This window comes from Pseudomonas sp. GD04015, from assembly GCF_029837675.1.
GTDB classification, from domain to species: domain Bacteria; phylum Pseudomonadota; class Gammaproteobacteria; order Pseudomonadales; family Pseudomonadaceae; genus Aquipseudomonas; species Aquipseudomonas paralcaligenes.
The window spans coordinates 82793-100156 of sequence record NZ_JAOEEE010000015.1; the positions used below are offsets into that span (position 1 = coordinate 82793).

At 61.2% G+C, this 17364-nt stretch carries 9 protein-coding genes; 2 read left to right on the forward strand and 7 right to left on the reverse strand.

What is annotated here, in order from left to right; genetic code table 11:
• Entirely contained in the window at positions 1–11448 is an 11448-nt protein-coding gene (locus tag N7640_RS14680; RefSeq protein WP_279903947.1) for a calcium-binding protein, read from the forward strand.
• Positions 11449–11520: 72 nt separating this feature from the next.
• On the opposite strand, the gene N7640_RS14685 is transcribed toward N7640_RS14680, so the two are convergent.
• The 5 genes from N7640_RS14685 to N7640_RS14705 all read right to left on the reverse strand — a co-directional run bounded on the left by N7640_RS14685 (position 11521) and on the right by N7640_RS14705 (position 15757).
• Positions 11521–12288, reverse strand: coding sequence for a class III extradiol ring-cleavage dioxygenase (locus tag N7640_RS14685; protein WP_279903946.1), 768 nt, complete (start codon positions 12286–12288; stop codon positions 11521–11523).
• 93 nt (positions 12289–12381) lie between these two features.
• Positions 12382–12786 (reverse strand): transcriptional regulator, encoded by a 405-nt coding sequence (locus N7640_RS14690; protein WP_279903945.1) that lies wholly within the window; start codon positions 12784–12786, stop codon positions 12382–12384.
• Between the two features lie 553 nt (positions 12787–13339).
• The gene (gene htpX, locus N7640_RS14695) at positions 13340–14215 is read right to left on the reverse strand and encodes a protease HtpX (RefSeq protein ID WP_279903944.1); all 876 of its coding nucleotides are present in this window, start codon (positions 14213–14215) and stop codon (positions 13340–13342) included.
• Positions 14216–14303: 88 nt separating this feature from the next.
• A complete protein-coding gene (locus N7640_RS14700) occupies positions 14304–14756 on the reverse strand; it encodes a hypothetical protein (RefSeq protein ID WP_279903943.1) in 453 nt (150 codons plus the stop codon).
• A gap of 116 nt (positions 14757–14872) precedes the next feature.
• On the reverse strand, positions 14873–15757 hold the full coding sequence (locus tag N7640_RS14705) for a LysR family transcriptional regulator (protein WP_279903942.1): 885 nt from the start codon (positions 15755–15757) through the stop codon (positions 14873–14875).
• Positions 15758–15858: 101 nt separating this feature from the next.
• Between N7640_RS14705 and N7640_RS14710 the strand changes: the two genes are divergently transcribed.
• Positions 15859–16827 carry a DMT family transporter gene (locus N7640_RS14710; RefSeq protein WP_279903941.1) on the forward strand — a complete coding sequence of 323 codons (969 nt, stop codon included), beginning with the start codon at positions 15859–15861 and terminating at the stop codon, positions 16825–16827.
• A 10-nt stretch (positions 16828–16837) separates the two neighbouring features.
• Here the strand turns inward: N7640_RS14710 and N7640_RS14715 are convergent, their stop codons facing one another.
• A complete protein-coding gene (locus tag N7640_RS14715; protein WP_220814426.1) occupies positions 16838–16984 on the reverse strand; it encodes a hypothetical protein in 147 nt (48 codons plus the stop codon).
• Positions 16985–17074: 90 nt separating this feature from the next.
• Positions 17075–17284: a cold-shock protein gene (locus N7640_RS14720; protein ID WP_220814427.1), complete on the reverse strand. Its 210-nt coding sequence runs from the start codon at positions 17282–17284 to the stop codon at positions 17075–17077.
• Between the last annotated feature and the right edge of the window lie 80 nt (positions 17285–17364).

Here is a 17364-nt window from a genome sequence, read left to right on the forward strand (position 1 = left end):
ATGAGCACACTAAATACCCTGAGCATCACCGACTATCTTAAGTTCGCCAACTTACAGATGGCTGCAGAGGCTTTGTACGGCTTCGATGCGACAATCAACCCCCATCAGGAGCCTAGCGGAAAGGCATCGGGCGCATTGACGGCGTCCAACCTCACGACCGGTAATAACCACGCCAGCAAATTCACCGAGACACAGTATGTACTCTCCTGCTTGGGCACCGACTGGGAAGTGCTTGAACACCTATCAAATACCGCAACCGGCTTTTCGGGAACGTTATTTAAGAATGAAAGTACCAACGAATACGTCATGAGCTTCCGCTCCACCGAATTCCTCGACGATGCCGCCCGCGACAATCAGGCGACCAACGCCATGGAGATCGCGAAGTTCGGCTGGGCCTTTGGTCAGATCGACGATATGCAGGAGTGGTACGCCTCGTTGAGTGCACGGGGACTGATTGACGGTCCACTATCTGTCACCGGCTACAGCCTGGGTGGCCACTTGGCCACTGCCTTCAACTTGCTGTACCCCGATGTGGCGCAGCAGGTGGTTACCTTCAATGGCGCAGGGGTTGGAAAGATCAAGGAGGGTGACTTGGCCAGCGTCATGGCTTACTTCGACAGCTTGCGCAACGATCCGACGCAGTTCGACGCCGTACTTAAGGTTCCTGAGTTGGTGGATCTTTATCGCGATTTGAACGCAGAGTTCACCGCGTTGATTACTGCCAGTGTCAATTATGACAGCGAACAAGCGAAGAGCGCAGTTGAAAGTCTCAAGGAAAGCTTCGACAGCCGAGTCACTACCACATGGTTGATTTATTCGCTCGAAATTCAACTTATCAGGGCTGCGCTGGATAGGGCCGGGGCGATATTTGTAGAGGCTCATCGCGCTCCCGAGCTTTCATCGGGGGGCGACACGCCAAGCAATCCGGCCGATATTCCCGTCACTCACATCGCACAGATAAGTCTTGATTACCAGATGGCCACGCTGTTGGCCGCCAAGCGCACCGAGGCTGTACAACTGCTCGGTAATACGATCCAGACTTTTTTCGGCCGCGAGTTCGCAGACACCCTGAAGAGCAATCAGTACGATGTGATGGGCGTCGGTGAACCTTCGGCGGTGGCCAATTCTCAGATTCACTATGGTGCCGATATCAAGGTATTCATTGAGGCTCAGCCACTGCTGCGCGGTAGTGTCTTCAGTGAAGCCTTGGCTGCCACCTTGGCTGCCAGCTACACCTTTGATGACATCAAGTTGTTGGTACCCAACTACAGCCAGAACGATTTTGGTGACAGCCATAGTTTGGTACTGATTCTCGACTCGCTGAATGTGCAAAACACGTTGCTGCAATTGGTGCCCGAGGCGCAGCGTAACGAGGCCGCAAGCGAGTTGTACTCCATCTTGCAAAGTGCTTCCTGGTGGCAGAAGGATACTCAGCTTGGTGGGCAGGGAAAGTCTGAAGGCGATGTGTTGGAGAATGTTGTCAATAGCTTGGCTTCCATGCTTCTGGGCGGCGCTGCGGTGGCGTATCGTCTGAACGGCAATCCCGATGGCAACACTTGGGCTGATGTGGCTGGCAGCGGGTTGTATACCGGCCGGGAGGCACTTTATCTCGCGCTGAAGGCGATCATGGGTAGCGAGACTTACCACGCTCTGCTCGGTAAGGCAGAACTCGTTACCCCGACAACGGACGGTAGTGTTGCACGCAATGATTTTGGGCAGTTTCTCGCCCTGTACGAGCTTTCGCCGTTTGCCCTCAATGTAAATGATGCCGATGCCCTAGCAGCGCTTAAGAGCATGCATGATGGCCTGGCTTCAGCCTGGGACGCTGACCGGTTGCAAGGGGCTGATGATGGGCTCCTTAACTACAGCAATACCTGGCTACAGGATCGTGCCAATTTCCTAGAGCGCAAGCTTTGGTTCGGAGAGAAGAACACTAACCCCGTCAATCCGAATGCCGGAGACGGGGAGTATCGAAATGAGCGGACTTATTATGAGGATCTGGCTAGTGGTTACCGAATAGCTCAAGGGTTTGATCCCGAAAATATACCGGACAATATACGCCAATACCGTTTTGGTAATGATGCTGGAAACTCTCTCACCGGCAGTACTCAGAGCGATCATTTATATGGCATGGGCGGCAACGATACTCTCAGCGGTGGAAGCGGTACCGACTACTTTGAAGGTGGCAGCGGCAATGACCATCTCAACGGTGGTAAGGGCAACGACACCCTGCTCGGCGGTGCCGACAACGACCGCTATGAGTTCAAGACCGGCGATGGTTCCGACATTCTCATCGACAGCGATGGCCTTGGCAGTCTATGGATCGATGAGACGCACTACCGCAAGGGCAAGAAGATTGCGCAGGGGGCCGATACCTGGGTCAGTGAGGACAACAACGTTCGCTTCCTGCGCTCCGGCTCCGATCTTCTGGTGCTGTACGGCCAGGGCGACAGCATCCTGATCCGCAACTATGTCGAGGGTGCGCTGGGACTGACGCTTGAGGGCTACGCTCCGCCGGAACCGGTGTCGGCCACGTCTGTGATTACTGGCACCGCAGACCCCGATAGCCTGGATGGCACTACAGGGGATGATCGCATCCTGGGGCTCGAGGGTAATGATCGAATCCACTACTACGTCGGCGATGTCGCTGAGGGCCACGATACGCTCATTGGCGGTGCGGGCAGCGATGTGATTTTTGGCGGGCCCGGTAATGATGCCATCTATGCATTTACCGAGCTTTCACAGGGGGCGGCCAATCCCTTGCCGGAGCGGGGCGGCATTACCGGCGACTGGCTGGATGGTGGAAACGGTGCTGACTTGGTCGTCGGCTCGGGTGGTATGGACGGGATTTTCGGTGGTCCTGGCGCGGACACCATTTCCGCCGGCGACGGAGACGATTTCATTTACAGCGATGACGTCAGTTATGCGCTGGATCCCTACATGCAGGTCGCGTTTGGCGCAGGCGCGGTGGGTCCTGATATCCATCGCTATGTAGTAACGCGGTCAGGTACGAGCACTCCGCTGACTGATGAAAATGCCGACGACGTGATCATGGCCGGTGAAGGAAATGATCTCGTATACAGCAATAGGGGTAATGACTACGTCGAAGGTAACGCCGGCGATGATTACCTGATGGGTGATACGGGTAACGATTCCCTGATAGGTGGTGAGGACAACGACACCTTGGTAGGGGACGGCTATGACATAGCGGGGGAAATATACGAGCTGAAAAAAGTGCCGGGGGCCGAGCATGGCAATGACCTGCTGATTGGCGGTCATGGCAACGACCTGTTGTATGGCAATGGCGGTCATGACCGACTCTTGGGGGGCGAGGGGCAGGACACCCTGTTTGGCGATGATCGCTCGACACCACGGGAGTATCACGGTAACGACGATCTCGATGGTGGCGCGCAAGACGACCTGTTGTACGGCTTGGGTGGGAGCGACACGCTGCAGGGCGGTGGGGGTAACGACAAGCTTTACGGCGACAGCGATGGCAGCGCGGCAGTACCGACGACGCACGGCGCCGATTACCTTGATGGCGGCGAGGGCGACGACAGCTTGCAAGGTGATGGCGGCGATGACGTGCTGTTGGGCGGCGATGGTAACGACCGCCTCGATGGTGATGACAACGTGGGGTCGGATGGCATATCGCAAGTGACCGGCAATGACACCTTGCTGGGGGGAGCGGGCGATGACCAGTTGTTGGGTGGCAACGGCAATGACTACCTGGATGGCGGTGCCGGTGCGGACTCTCTCTGGGGCGGGCTTGATAACGACACCTTGCTGGGCGGTGATGGGGATGATCATCTTGAGGGGCGAGAGGGCGATGATTTCCTCAACGGCGGCTTGGGAGATGACGTGCTGCTCGGGGGGGCAGGTGCGGACACCTTACAAGGTGGCGGTGGTCGCGATGTGCTGCTCGGTGGTGCTGGCGATGACCTTTACCTGCTGAAGCTGAGCGATATGGAGGTGTCGGAGGGGCTGATGGGGCGCATCGACGACTCCGACGGTCACTCGCGTGTACACCTGCTCGATATCTCGCGCGCAAACCTGAGCCTGCGGGATGGCGGCGGCGGTCATCTTGTGTTGCAGGTCGATGATGAACACCAAATGCAGGTGGATAGGGGGTTGAGTGGCGCCTCACTGGAGTTTCAATTCAGTGATGGTCGAGTGAGCCTGGATCGTCTGCTAGGTGAGGCGCTGCTGTCGCGCGTGGCGCGCACAGATACCACGGGTACCGGCGCCGTGTACGGTGGCGCGGCGGACGATGCCTTGACGGTCACGGGGGCTGGCGGTGGCGCGACGATCTCTGGCGGACGGGGCAATGACAGCCTGACTTTGCTGGCGGTTGGAGGTGGAACCCTGCTGTTTTCCGTGGGTGATGGGCGCGATAGGTTGATAGGTGAGAGTGCTACCGGTCCGCGTCGCACTGGCGAGAATACCCTGCGATTGGGCGAGGGTATTACCCTCGACGATCTGCGGTTGACCAAAACCGGCACCGTTTCCTATGTCTTGTCGATTGGCTCCGAGGGCGATGCCATCCTTTTCAACGCCCTGGGGAGCTCAAAGCTGCCCCGTCCCTTTGATCGGGTGGTATTCAACGACGGCACGGAGGTGAGTTGGCAGCAGGTATTGGATAGCGGTATTCATTTTGACGTGAACACCGGGCACATAACTGGGACGGAGACCCATGATTTCATTGCCGGCAATGATCGAAACCGTACAATCGAGGCCTTGGGGGGCAATGATCGGCTCGAGTCGGGTGTTGGAAATGAAACCCTGCTGGGTGGTCGAGGTAATGATACTTACATACTCAATGCCGGTTTTGGTCACGACAAAATTTCTAATGAAGGCGCCTTGGCTGATGAAGTGGATCGCATCATTTTGGGCGAGGGGTTGGCCCATGCCGATGCGCGCTTTATCCGGCACGGAAATGATCTGCTGGTGTGGTTCGGCGAGATAGATCGCCTGAGGATCACCGGTTTCTTCAGCAACGAAGGAATAGAAACCCTTGAGTTCGCCGATGGGCAGGTATTTGACCGTCTGCATCTGCCGCCTTATGAGGGTGTGCAGGCGTTGGCCACTGAAAAGACAGACACCTTTGGTCTCGGCCCTGGCGACGATTACTTCGATGCGCTGGGTGGCGACGACTTTATTGCCGGTGAAGACGGTAATGATCGACTGATAGGTGGTGCTGGCAACGATTACCTGGAAGGAAATGCTGGTGACGACTGGTTGGTTGGCGGTCACGGTCAGGACCATCTAAATGGCGGAGCAGGGGTCGACACTTACGAGATATCTCTTACGGGTTTGGGCTACTCACGCACCCAGATTGTTGACCTCGACAGTGGCAACCAACTGATTATGGGGGGTGGCCTGCGGGCGCAGGATGTGCGTGTTATTCGAGACCAGCAAACCTCAACACTTCAACTGTGGTTCCTGCATGGCGTCAATGGCGAGTACAGCGTGGTGCGCTTGCAGGACCAACTGCGGGGGCAGGGGGTGTCTGGGCCCATTGCTCAGGTACGGTTCGAGGCCGAACCAGATGTGATTTGGTCAGCGGCGGATCTATTGCGTATGGCCCTCACCGGTGGGCCAGACGATGAGGGGATTTTCGGCTTGGCCGATGTTGCGAATACGTTGCTCGGAGGAGGCGGCAATGATCGCCTAGTAGGAGGGGCGCTGGATGATCATCTGGATGGCGAGGCTGGAAATGACTGGTTATTGGGTGGTGCGGGCAACGACCGCTACACCTATGGTCTGGGTGCCGGTAATGACCGCCTGACAGATCTGGAGGGGCTGAACCGGGTCGAACTGGCTCAGGGGCTCACCCCGGACGATATCGAACTGGTTCGAACCGCTGCTCCACTGAACAGCGTCACGCTGGAGCACGATTCCCTGGTTCTGGTGCTGCGAGACTCGGGTGAGTCTCTGGTGCTGGAGCACTTTTTCAAGCCGGGTGATGCACAGACTGCCGTTCATTTTTATGACGGTACGGTTTGGAGCCATGCCGAACTGGGTTTGCGCGCAGGCAACAGTGTGACCGGGCCGGCCGATACGCAAACCGGTGGTGCTGGAGATGACGAGTTCCAGGTCGACAATCCTCTCGACCAAGTGGTCGAGCTGGAAAATGGCGGCACTGACAATATCATCAGTTCCGTCAGCTACCAGTTACCGGCCAATGTAGAAAATCTGCAGCTCACCGGTATTCTGTCAATCGACGCTACCGGCAATAACGCTGACAACGTGCTGCGTGGCAACGCGGGGGATAACCGCCTCGATGGTAGGCAAGGAAGTGATACCTATATAGGTGGTGCTGGCAACGATACCTACATCATTCGCGATATCGGCCAGTACCCGAGCTTGCCAATATACAGCCTGATGGCTGGCCTTTCCTTCTCAATAGAGGAGCGGGTCGGCGAGGGTGTCGACAGCATCGAAACCAATGCCTTTGTTATGCACATGCCCGATCAGGTTGAGAACTTACGGGTAACCTCGCTGATTGACGTGCAGCGTATCGAGTATCGAGGTACTGGGGCAGGTGCGGGCTACCGCTATACCGGTAATACCTTGAACAATCGCATCGACCTTTCTAATACGGATTTCAGATCGTTCGGCGGCCTTCTTAATACGGTCAGGATCGATGGCGGTGCCGGTGCCGACACCATGCTCGGCAGCGACATTGAGGACACCTACGTCGTAGACGATGCGGGCGATGTCATTATCGAGCGCGGCAATTCCATCGATACGGTTGAATCCCAGGTGTCCTGGCAGTTGGGTGAGAAGCTGGAAAACCTGCTGCTTACCGGTGATGGTGCCACCGAAGGTCTGGGAAATGAACTGGACAATGTCCTGAACGGCGCCGAAAACGGCGCGGCCAATCGGTTGAGCGGTTTTACCGGCGACGACACGTATCTCATTGGCTTGAACGATACGGTGATCGAAGCGGCTGATGAAGGCACGGATACGCTGCATCTGAACGAACGGGCGGGCAATACCTCAACCGTTTTTCACGCTCAGCAGTGGGCGAATATTGAAGTCATCAAGGTCGGTGACAAGCTCGGCTCGGTTGATCTGATTGGCGACGACCGCGATAACAGCTTGTACGGCAACTACTCGAGCAATCTGCTCGAGGGCGGTGCGGGCAATGACATCCTTTATGGCGCCAGCCTGCGGTACAACAGCCTGTACAAACAGTTCGATTACCCGACTACTGCATTAGATCGGTTCTCCGGCGGAGATGGGGACGACCGTATCTACGCCTTTGGCGGCCATGCTGAGATTGAAGGCGGGGCCGGGGCGGATCTGATTGAGCTGGATGGTGTGATATCCGCGCAGGTTGAGGGTGGTACGGGTAATGACCTGATCCGCTTAACCGGACGACCTTCGTCTGTGGCCCTTGGTTTTGGTATAGGCAGTGGCCAGGACACCGTGGTGTCCGATCACATCCGGACAGCCGCAGCCTGGGAGCAGGACAAGAACATCCTGTCCAGCGTTGTGGTCGCTGCCGACACCCAGGCGAGCCGTTTGCGTTTCACCCGCGAGGGGGCCGATATGCTGGTCAGCCTGCAGGGCAGTACGGACAGCTTGAGAATTACCGCGTTTTATGAGAGCGGGAGCAGCGCGTTGATCCAATCGCCGATCGACTCGATCAGACTGGCGAGCGGTACGCTACTGAATCGTGATGCCATAGCGGCAGGTTTGGGGCGGGTCGAGTTTAGCGCCGCGACGGCAGCAGATGATTTGCTGATTGCGGATGAGGCAGGTGCTGTGCTCTACGCAGGGGATGGCAATGACTACCTGTTCGGCCAGGCGGGCGAAGACCATTTGTACGGAGAAGCGGGTAACGACCAGCTATCGGGCGGCGGCGGAGCGGATCTGCTCAGTGGCGGAGCTGGTGATGATATTCTGATGGGCGGTGCGGGCGCTGACCTTTATACCCTGTCCGCGGGTTGGGGCCAGGATGTGATCGACGACAGTCAGTTCCGCGCGGGCCCAACGTTCTTTAGCGACGACGGTGCCGTTGACAGGATTCTGTTCGATGCTTCGGTAAACGCCGATGCGCTACAGCTCGAGATCGATGGAGATGACCTTGTGCTGCGTCACCAGTCGGACAGCCTGCGGGTGGTCAATTACTTCAGTGGTGGTGAGCACAACGGGCAAGTTGAGGAAATCCGCTTTGCGGACGGAACGCTCTGGACGCGTGAGCAGGTGGTGCGGATGGCAAACTCCATCATAGGCACCGCCGGCAACGATGTGCTCACGGGGCTGGGTAGTGAGAGCCTGGTGTTTGGCCTGGCCGGGGACGACACCCTGGAAGGGTTTGGGACCCTCGACGGCGGCGACGGTAATGACCGTATCGACGGAAGCGGTGTGTTGCACGGCGGAGACGGTCAGGACCATCTGACTGGTCAAGGCGCAGATCGCCTCGAGGGTGGCGCGGGTGATGACTTGCTCATCGCCTACGACCACGTTTGGGAGCCCCGCTCCAGTACTCTCGAAGGAGGCCAGGGCAACGATACCCTGTATGGCTCGTTCGGCGAGGACAGCTATGTCTTCAACCTGGGCGATGGTCGCGATCTGCTGATCGAGCGACGCCCGGATCAGGCCTACAGCAATGTCGAGGCGAGTATCGACTATCTGTATTTCGGTGACGGTATTGTCGCCAGCGATCTGGTGTTCAGCCGTCAGGGGCAGGACCTGCTGATAGAGCATGCGAATGGCGAGGATGCCATTACGGTACAGAACTGGTTCCGCGGGCCGACTGCGCACTTCAAGTTGGACGTGTTCAGCTTTGCCGATGGCAGTGAGCTGGGCCTGGACGAGATCGAGGCTCGTGTTGTCTACAAAGGGACTTCTGCGGCAGACAGTCTGGTGGGCACCGATGAAAACGACACCTTTTTCGGTGGTGCGGGCAACGACCAGATTTGGGGGCGTGCTGGTGATGACCTGATTCACGGCGAAGCCGGCAACGATTACCTCGAAGGTGAGTTCGGCAGCGACGAGATATACGGTGGGCTGGGCAATGACCAGCTCAGGGGAGGGGCGGGTACGGACTTGCTGGCCGGTGGAGCGGGTGATGACACATACGTCTACGGGCTGGGTGACGGTGCAGATGAGATTCAAGTCGGTGGCGGCCAGGACGGCTTGTTTTTTAACGGTGGTATCACCGTAGAGCGTTTGAGTTTCTCTCGTGAGCAGGATGACCTGCTGATCCGAGTTGACCAAGATGATGCCCAGTCTGTGCGAGTAGTGGGGCATTTCCTCGGTGGCGACAATGCCCTCAGCTTCGTACAGCCCGAGGGCGGGTCAATGCTCACCGCAGCACGTATCGCCCAGATCATCAGCGGTGAAGTACCTCCAGGAGGTGGCGGCAATACCGTGACTGGGACGGCATCCAACGACCAACTCTCGGGTACTGCTGGCACAGATGTGCTGCGCGGCCTGGCTGGCAATGACACCCTGTTCGGCATGGGTGGTGACGACCAGATCGAAGGGGGGGATGGCGACGACTACCTGTCAGGCGGCAATGGCCAGCTCGGTGGTTCAGGCAACGATCTGCTCAACGGTGGTGCCGGCAACGATATTCTGGCCGGTGAGGATGGCAATGACACCCTGATCGGTGGCGCTGGCGACGATGACTACTACTACCGAGCGAATGGTGGTGTGGATGTGATCGACAACAGCGGCGGTGGCTTCGATGGCGTGTTTTTCCTCGATGTGCCGCGGAGCCGCCTGAGCTTCCATCGGGATGGCGATGATCTGGTGGTCCTGGTCGACGGTGACCTTGGTCAGCAGGTACGCGTGACCAATCACTTCCTGGGCGGCGACCATTCGATCGACTATGTGCAGCCGGATGGTGGCAACTACCTGACCACTGCACAGATTGCAGCCCAACTCACGGTACTGCCCGATAGTGGTGGCGGTGAGGAGCCGGGCGAGCCTGGGGAGCCAGGCAATCCGGGTGGGCCGGGAGAGCCGCCTGTCGCGGGCGTGGGTGGCGATGATCAGCTGGTCGGTACTGCCGGTAACGACATCCTGCTCGGTGGTGCCGGTGATGACACCTTGAGCGGTGTGGCGGGCAACGACACCCTGCTTGGTGGGGGCGGCGACGATACCTACATCTACACCGCCGGCCAGGACGTGATAGAGGAAGTCGGCGGTGCCGACACCCTCGTGTTCGCGGGTGGCATCACCTTCAACCAGGTGGCTTCGGGCCTGATGAAGTCAGGCAACGACTTGGTTCTACGGGTCAACGGCAGTACGGCCAATCAGGTCACGCTGAAGAACTTCTTCCTCGGTGGCGACAATCTGGTGGAAACCATCGCTTTCGAAACTGGCGGTCAGCTCACCGCGGCGCAGATCTTCGGGGCTTTTGGCCTGCCTGTGCCAACCCCGGCCGCTGCTTTCGATGACATCACCCAGGGTTCGATTGGCGATGATGGACTCGATGGCACCACCGGAAACGACCTGCTACAGGGAGGCAACGGTGATGACGAGCTGTTTGGCGATGCCGGAGCGGATCGCCTGGAGGGCGGTAACGGCAACGACGTCCTGGCGGGTGGTGCGGGCAACGATACGCTCTTGGGTGGCCGTGGCGACGATACCTATGTCTTCGCCTCCGGTGGTGGCCAGGATGTGATCGATAACAGCGGTGGTGGAGCCGATACCCTTCGTTTCGAAGGTATCAGCTTCAACCAGGTTGCCAGCGGTCTGATGAAAAGCGGCAACGACCTGGTGCTCAACGTCAGCGGCGGCAGCGACAAGGTGACGATCCGCAATTGGTTCCTGGGCGGCGATTATGTGGTGGATACCATCGCTTTCGCCTCGGGTGGGCAGATTACGGCCGATCAGTTGTTCGGCGCCTTTGGGCTGAGCAATCCCGATCCGCTCGGTTCGCCGACCTATCGGCACCTGCCCGATGAGCGTTCCTTCGGCACTGTGCTTGCTGGTCAGGCGGGCAACCAGATCATCCTCGGCTCGTCCGATGATGACCTGATCGACGGTGGTGCCGGCAACGACACCCTGCGTGGCAATACCGGCAACGACTACTTGATTGGTGGGGCAGGGAGCGACACCTACGTATTCGCTGCAGGTGATGGCCAGGATGTAATCAACAATCTGTCCAACACGCCGGATGCCGATAGCGATGTGCTGAGCGTTGCTGATATCGGACGCGAAAATTTGTGGTTGTCGCGCCAGGGAGACGACCTGGTGATCGATGTGACGGGGTCGGAGGACCGTATCACCATCCAGGACTGGTATGCCGACCTGGCTCAGCAGCTGGATGTGATCCAGGCCGGTAGCGCTTCGCTGTATGCCAATCAGGTCGACAATCTGGTCAATGCCATGGCCGCCTTCGGCGCGCCAGCGGGTGGTGAGATCAATCTGACCTCGGCCCAGCGAGACCAGTTGAACACGGTGATCGCGGCCAACTGGCAGTAGCCATGAGAGTTTGCCCTTGGCCTGGGCAAGGCCAAGGGCAAACTCCCGATGGGTTAGTGACCGTGCTTCTCCTCAGTAGAAACCATAGATATCCATGCCCAGCGCGCCGAGGGTGAAGCCGCTGTGCTCGACGCGGAATTCGCCGCCGGTTCCCAGCGCGAAATACAGCGGCAGCAGGTGCTCGTCGCTGGGGTGGCTGCGCACCGCGTGGGGCGCCTGGCGGCGGTAGTCGAGCAGGGATGCGCGGTCGCCGGCGTGCAGCTTGTCCACTATCCAGTCGCGGAATTCCAGCGCCCAGGGCTCGACTGTTTCCGGGCCTGCGCGCCAGTCCAGTTCGCGCAGGTTGTGGGTGATGCTGCCGGAGCCGATCAGCAGCACCTCACGTTCGCGCAGGCTGGCGAGCGCCTGGCCGATGCGTTCCTGCAGCGCCGGGCCGGCGTGGCTCGGCAGCGACAGTTGCAGCACGGGGATATCGGCTTGCGGATACATCAGCGACAGCGGCACCCAGGCTCCGTGGTCGAGTGGGCGCTCAGGGGCCAGGCGGCTGGGGATGTCGGCGGCGGCCAGCAGGCGCTGCACGTCCAGCGCCACCTCGGGGGCGCCTGGGGCCGGGTACTGCACGGCGTACAGCGCCGGGGGAAAGCCGCCGAAGTCGTGCCAGGTGTCGGGGTTGGGCGAGCTGCCGATCAGCAGTTCGTCGCTTTCCCAGTGGGCAGAGACCACCAGGATCGCCCGTGGCCTGTCCATCCCGGCGGCCAGGCGGGCCAGGGCGGTGCCGCTGGCGCCCGGCTCCAGAGCGAGCATGGGCGATCCGTGGGAGATGAAGAGGGCGGGCAGCATCGGAGTTCCTCCGCGAGGTTGATGCTGCCATGGTGGCGAGTCGATCTATCGATATCCAATATAACTTTCAGCTGATATCGATCGATTCTTTCGTCAGGTCTGCTCGGTTTCCAGGTTGGCCTTCGGCGCGATCTCGTCGAACACCTCGGGTGTCAGCGCCGCCTCGCCGGCGCTGTCGAGCACCTCACGCGGGTGCTCGCTGCCGGGGATGCTGCTGTCGAGCATGCTCAGCAGCTGGGCGCCGCGTGGGGTGAGGACGAAGTTCTCGCCGTTGCCGCCTTCTTCCTCGGGGCGCGGGGCGATGAACTGGTTCTCCACCAGCAGCGATTCGTAGCGGGCGGCCTCGGCGCGGAAGTGGTCGAGGTCGTCGACCGTCTCGCCGGCGTTCTCCATTTCCGCGGCCAGTTCTTCCGCGTAGCGGCGCGGGGCGAAGGATTGGCCGGCCGAGTTCTGTGCCTCGTGCAGCAGGCGTTCGATCAGGTCCCAGTGATAAACCATGGCGATTCTCCGCAGTCGTGGGGCTTATCAGTTCCGACTGGCGCCGGCGGGCCAAGGTTCGAGCTTTTTCACAGCGAGAGAGAGGAGGGCCGTTCGTAGGAGCGAGCTTGCTCGCGAAAGGGTATGCACAAGAGCTTCGCGAGCAAGCTCGCTCCCACGGGAGCATGGGCATGAAAAAGGCTATGTCCCCGTTAGTGTTGTAGTGCCCTGAACCCTTCTGGGTCCCCGCCTGCGCGGGGATGACGAGGTGGGAGCGGAGTTTCTTCCGAAACCGTCATTCCCGCGCAGGCGGGAATCCAAGGGGCAGGCAGCTGCAGTGTTCAGATAGAGGGGCTTGACCGCGCAACGGGTAGGGTGGGTTAGCCGCTTGCCGGCGTAATCCAGCGGTACCGCGGTCGATCGCGTTGATGGGGTATGGCCTGCGACCCAGCCACCCTACCGGCTCCCAGGCAGGCTGCTTCCGCAGGGCAGCTGTAGCGTCTGCAACACGTAACGGGTACATAACCATGAAAAAAGGCGATCCGTGGATCGCCTTCTTTCGTCAGTCGCCGGTTCAGCCGCGGAGGCGCAGGGCCTCGATGCGGTCTTCCAGCGGCGGGTGGGTCATCAGCAGGCCGGCCAGGCCGTTCTTCAGGCCGCCGTTGATGCCGAACGCGGTCAGGCTGTCGGGCATGTGCACCGGCACGCCCTGCTCGGCGCGCAGGCGCTCCAGCGCGGCGATCATCGCGCCGGTGCCGGCCAGGCGGGCGCCGGCGTCGTCGGCCTTGAACTCGCGGCGGCGGGAGAACCACATGACGATGATGCTGGCCAGGATGCCCAGAACCAGCTCGGCGAAGATGGTCGCGACGATGTAGCCGATGCCATGGCCTTCACCCTCGTTCTTCAGCACCACGCGGTCGACGAAGTTACCGAAGATGCGTGCGAAGAACATCACGAAGGTGTTCACCACGCCCTGGATCATCGCCAGGGTGACCATGTCGCCATTGGCCACGTGGCCGATCTCGTGGGCCAGCACGGCGCGCACCTCGTCGGGCGAGAAGCGCTCTAGCAGGCCCTGGCTGACGGCCACCAGGGCGTCGTTGCGGTTCCAGCCGGTGGCGAAGGCGTTGGATTCGTAGGCGGGGAAGATACCGACCTCCGGCATCTTGATGCCGGCATCGCGGGACAGCTCCTCGACGGTCTGCAGCAGCCACTGTTCGTGGCGGGTGCGGGGCTGGGTGATGATTTCGGTGCCGGTGCTCATCTTCGCCATCCACTTGGACAGGAACAGCGAGATGAAGGAGCCGACGAAGCCGAAGACGGCACAGAAGGCCAGCAGGCTGCCGTAGTTCTGGCCGGTGAAGCGATCCACCCCGAGCAGTTTCAGGGTGACGCTGGCGATCAGCAGGACCGCCAGGTTGGTGGCCAGGAACAACACGATGCGCATCATGGTGGGAAGCTTCTCCTCAGGCGAGAGACGTTCTAAGTATGCGAGCTATATAAGGTTGGCCCGGGGTGCCTTCAACCGAGGCACTATTTCAAACTATGTCGCTTGCCGGATTCAGAGCGCTTTCGAACAGCAGGCGGGTGAGCCGCGCGACCTTCTCGCTGCTGTGCTGGGCGAGCGCCTCGCGCAGCTGCCAGGCGAGGGTGGCATGGACGCGGCGCACGCCCGGTGGCAGCGCGTCGCCCTGGGGCAGAGCATGGGGAATGGCGCGAGACAGGCGCAGGAAACCCTTCTCGGTGAGCACCGCCTGGTCCAGCGCATCGTAGGCGATGGTGCTCTCGAAGCGCAGGAAGCCCTCCTCGGCCAGCCACAGCAGGGCGCCGAGACAGGCCTGGTGGCGTTTGCTGGGCAGGCCGAACTCGTCGGGCTCCTCGCGGCCGATCAGGTCCTCCACGTAGAGCGCGACCTTGCGCGGAAAAGCCTGGTAGAGCAGCAGCAGGCCGCTGGCGGCATCCTTGTAGAACTCGTCGATTTGCAGGTCCAACGCTACATCCTTCTCGATCAGTCTCTCGCCTGGCCGCCTCCAGGGGCGCCGGTCGTCACGGTGGGCAGATGCTGAACGCTGCCCGCGCACGAGGCAAGCGCATTGTGTGCGCCGCTCTACTGCCCCGCCAGGAAGGTCACCAGTTGCCGGGCATGGGACGACAGGGATTCCCAGTCCTTGATGCAGAGGCGCAGTTCCCGGGTGGCCCAGGCGTCGTCCAGGGCGACCGGGCTGACCGGCAGTTCCAGGGCGAAGCGCGCCGCCGCGGCTTCGGGCAGCAGGGCGATGCCCACGCGCTGGGCGACCAGCTGGGCGATGGCGTCGAAGCTGGGCGCGCGCACCCGGATGCGCAGTGGCCTGGCCTGGCGGGTGGCCATTTCCTCGACGAAGCGCTGCATGGCGCGTTCCGCCGGCAGGCCGACGAAGGGGTGGTCGAGCGCGTCGCGCAGTTCGATCGACGGGCGGCCGGCCAGTGGGTGGTCACGGGGCACCAGCATGACCAGCTTGTCGTGGCGGAAGGGCAGCGAGAGCAGGCCCCCGGTGGGCAGATTGCCGTCGTAGACGCCGATCTCGCATTCCCCGCTCTGCACGGCACGCAGCACCTCGACGCTCTTCTGTTCCACCAGTTGCAGGTCCACTTCCGGGTAGTCGGCGAGGAACGGGCCGAGGGTGGCCGGCAGGAAGGTGCTGTTGGCCACCGTGGTGGCGGAAAGGTTGAGCGAGATGCGGCGCCGGCCGGAGAGGTCGCCGAGCATTTCCCTGAGCCGCTCCGCCTCGCCGAGCACGCCGCGGGCGCGCTCCAGGATCAGGCGGCCGGTCGGGGTCGCCGTCATGCCGTCGGCCCGGCGCTCGAACAGGGTCAGGCCGCAGCGCTGCTCGAACTGGCGCAGGCGGGTGCTGGCGGCGGAAACGGCGATGGGGAAGGTCGCGGCGGCCTTGCTCAGGCTGCCGGTCGCCTCGATGGCCGCCAGCAGGCGCAGGTCGGTGAGGTCGAAGTGCATCAGGGTTTCTCCTTTAGCGAACGCCATGTTCGTGAAAATGAGATTCTAGCGTGGCGGCGTTATCGCCAAAATAAGGCTCTGCCTCCCTGCCGTGGATCGTCATGAGTTCCCTGTCCCTGCTTTACCGCCGTTGCCTGGCCGATGGGCGCCTGTTCGCCGTCCTGTCGGCCACGGGCTTCAGCCTCAAAGCCATCTTCGTCAAGCTGGCCTACGCGGCTGGCCCGATCGATGCCCTCACCCTGCTGGCGCTGCGCATGGGCCTGGCCCTGCCGCTGTTCGCCTGGCTGCTGTGGCTGAGCCGCGGCGAGCAGGGCGAGGCCGTGGGCGCCGCGGACGTGGCGCGCATCCTGCTGCTAGGGCTGCTCGGCTACTACCTGTCGAGCCTGTTCGATTTCTATGGGCTGGAGCACATCAGCGCTGGGCTGGAGCGGCTGATCCTGTTCACCTACCCGACCCTGGTGTTGCTGCTCCAGGCGCTGGTGCTGCGCGAGCGGCCGAGCCTGCGCACATTGCTGGCGATGGGGGTGTGCTACGCGGGGCTGGGCATCGCCTTCGTCCATGACGTGGGCGTGGCTGAAGCCGGTTCGGACGTGATGGTAGGCGCCGCCTGGGTGTTCGCCAGCGCGGTGACCTACGCGCTGTACTACTTCGGCGCCGGGGTGATGCTCAGGCGCCTGGGTTCGATGCGCCTGGCCGGGCTGGCCGGCGGTGCGTCCTCGCTGATGGTGCTGGTGCACTACGGGGTGGCCGGCGACACGGCGCAACTGGCCAGTCTGCCACTCTCGGTCTGGGGCTTTGCGGCGGCGATGGCGCTGTGTTCGACGGTGCTACCGATCTACTGGATGGCGCTGGCGATCCAGCGCATGGGGTCGACCCAGACCGCAGCGGTGGGCAACCTGGGGCCGGTGCTGACCCTGCTGGCGTCATGGGCGGTGCTGAGCGAGTCGGTGTCCCTTTACCAGCTGGCCGGCCTGGGCCTGGTGCTGCTGGGGATTTCGCGCCTGAAGCCGTCGCGTCCGGCGGCACCCGCGGCGGCAGCCCGCGAACCGGATGCCCAGCCGCTGCGCTAGCGCGGCGGGGTCAGCCCATGCGTGCCTTCATGGCCTGGCGGATGAAGGCACGCTCCTCGGGCGGCAGATGGCAGCAGAAGCGCATCATCAAGCGTGCATCCGGGGTCAGGGGTTCGCGCAGCTGGCGTGGCCGGCTGTCATCTCTGGTCTTGTTCATCCTCTATGTCCTCTCGCCATCGCCCGGAGCCTGCCGGGCCATCATCAGAAGAAAGCCCGCCGAAGCGGGCTCTCCGCCTGACCTGACAGGTCAGGCGATCTGCACGCGCTCCGCCATCGGCCCTTTCTGGCCGGCGGCGACCAGGAAGGAAACGCGCTGCCCCTCGTTGAGCGTGCGGTAGCCTTCGGCCTCGATCTGGCGGAAGTGCACGAACACGTCGGGACCTTGGTCCGGCGTGATGAAGCCGAAGCCCTTGTCGGCGTTGAACCATTTGACGATACCGTTTTGGCGATCTGCCATGATGTCTCTCTCCAGGGTAGGTAACGACCGGGCCAGGCCCGGGCACACCGTTGCGCGTGAAGCCGGGCCGAGGAGATGAT

What these genes read in the sequence shown, in the direction of transcription:
- N7640_RS14690 (WP_279903945.1), bottom strand. Translation starts at nt 12,786, where the DNA reads ATGGTTTATCACTGGGACCTGATCGAACGCCTGCTGCACGAGGCACAG.
- N7640_RS14710 (WP_279903941.1), top strand. Translation starts at nt 15,859, where the DNA reads ATGAGTTCCCTGTCCCTGCTTTACCGCCGTTGCCTGGCCGATGGGCGC.
- N7640_RS14685 (WP_279903946.1), bottom strand. Translation starts at nt 12,288, where the DNA reads ATGCTGCCCGCCCTCTTCATCTCCCACGGATCGCCCATGCTCGCTCTG.
- N7640_RS14715 (WP_220814426.1), bottom strand. Translation starts at nt 16,984, where the DNA reads ATGAACAAGACCAGAGATGACAGCCGGCCACGCCAGCTGCGCGAACCC.
- N7640_RS14705 (WP_279903942.1), bottom strand. Translation starts at nt 15,757, where the DNA reads ATGCACTTCGACCTCACCGACCTGCGCCTGCTGGCGGCCATCGAGGCG.
- N7640_RS14720 (WP_220814427.1), bottom strand. Translation starts at nt 17,284, where the DNA reads ATGGCAGATCGCCAAAACGGTATCGTCAAATGGTTCAACGCCGACAAG.
- N7640_RS14680 (WP_279903947.1), top strand. Translation starts at nt 1, where the DNA reads ATGAGCACACTAAATACCCTGAGCATCACCGACTATCTTAAGTTCGCC.
- htpX (WP_279903944.1), bottom strand. Translation starts at nt 14,215, where the DNA reads ATGATGCGCATCGTGTTGTTCCTGGCCACCAACCTGGCGGTCCTGCTG.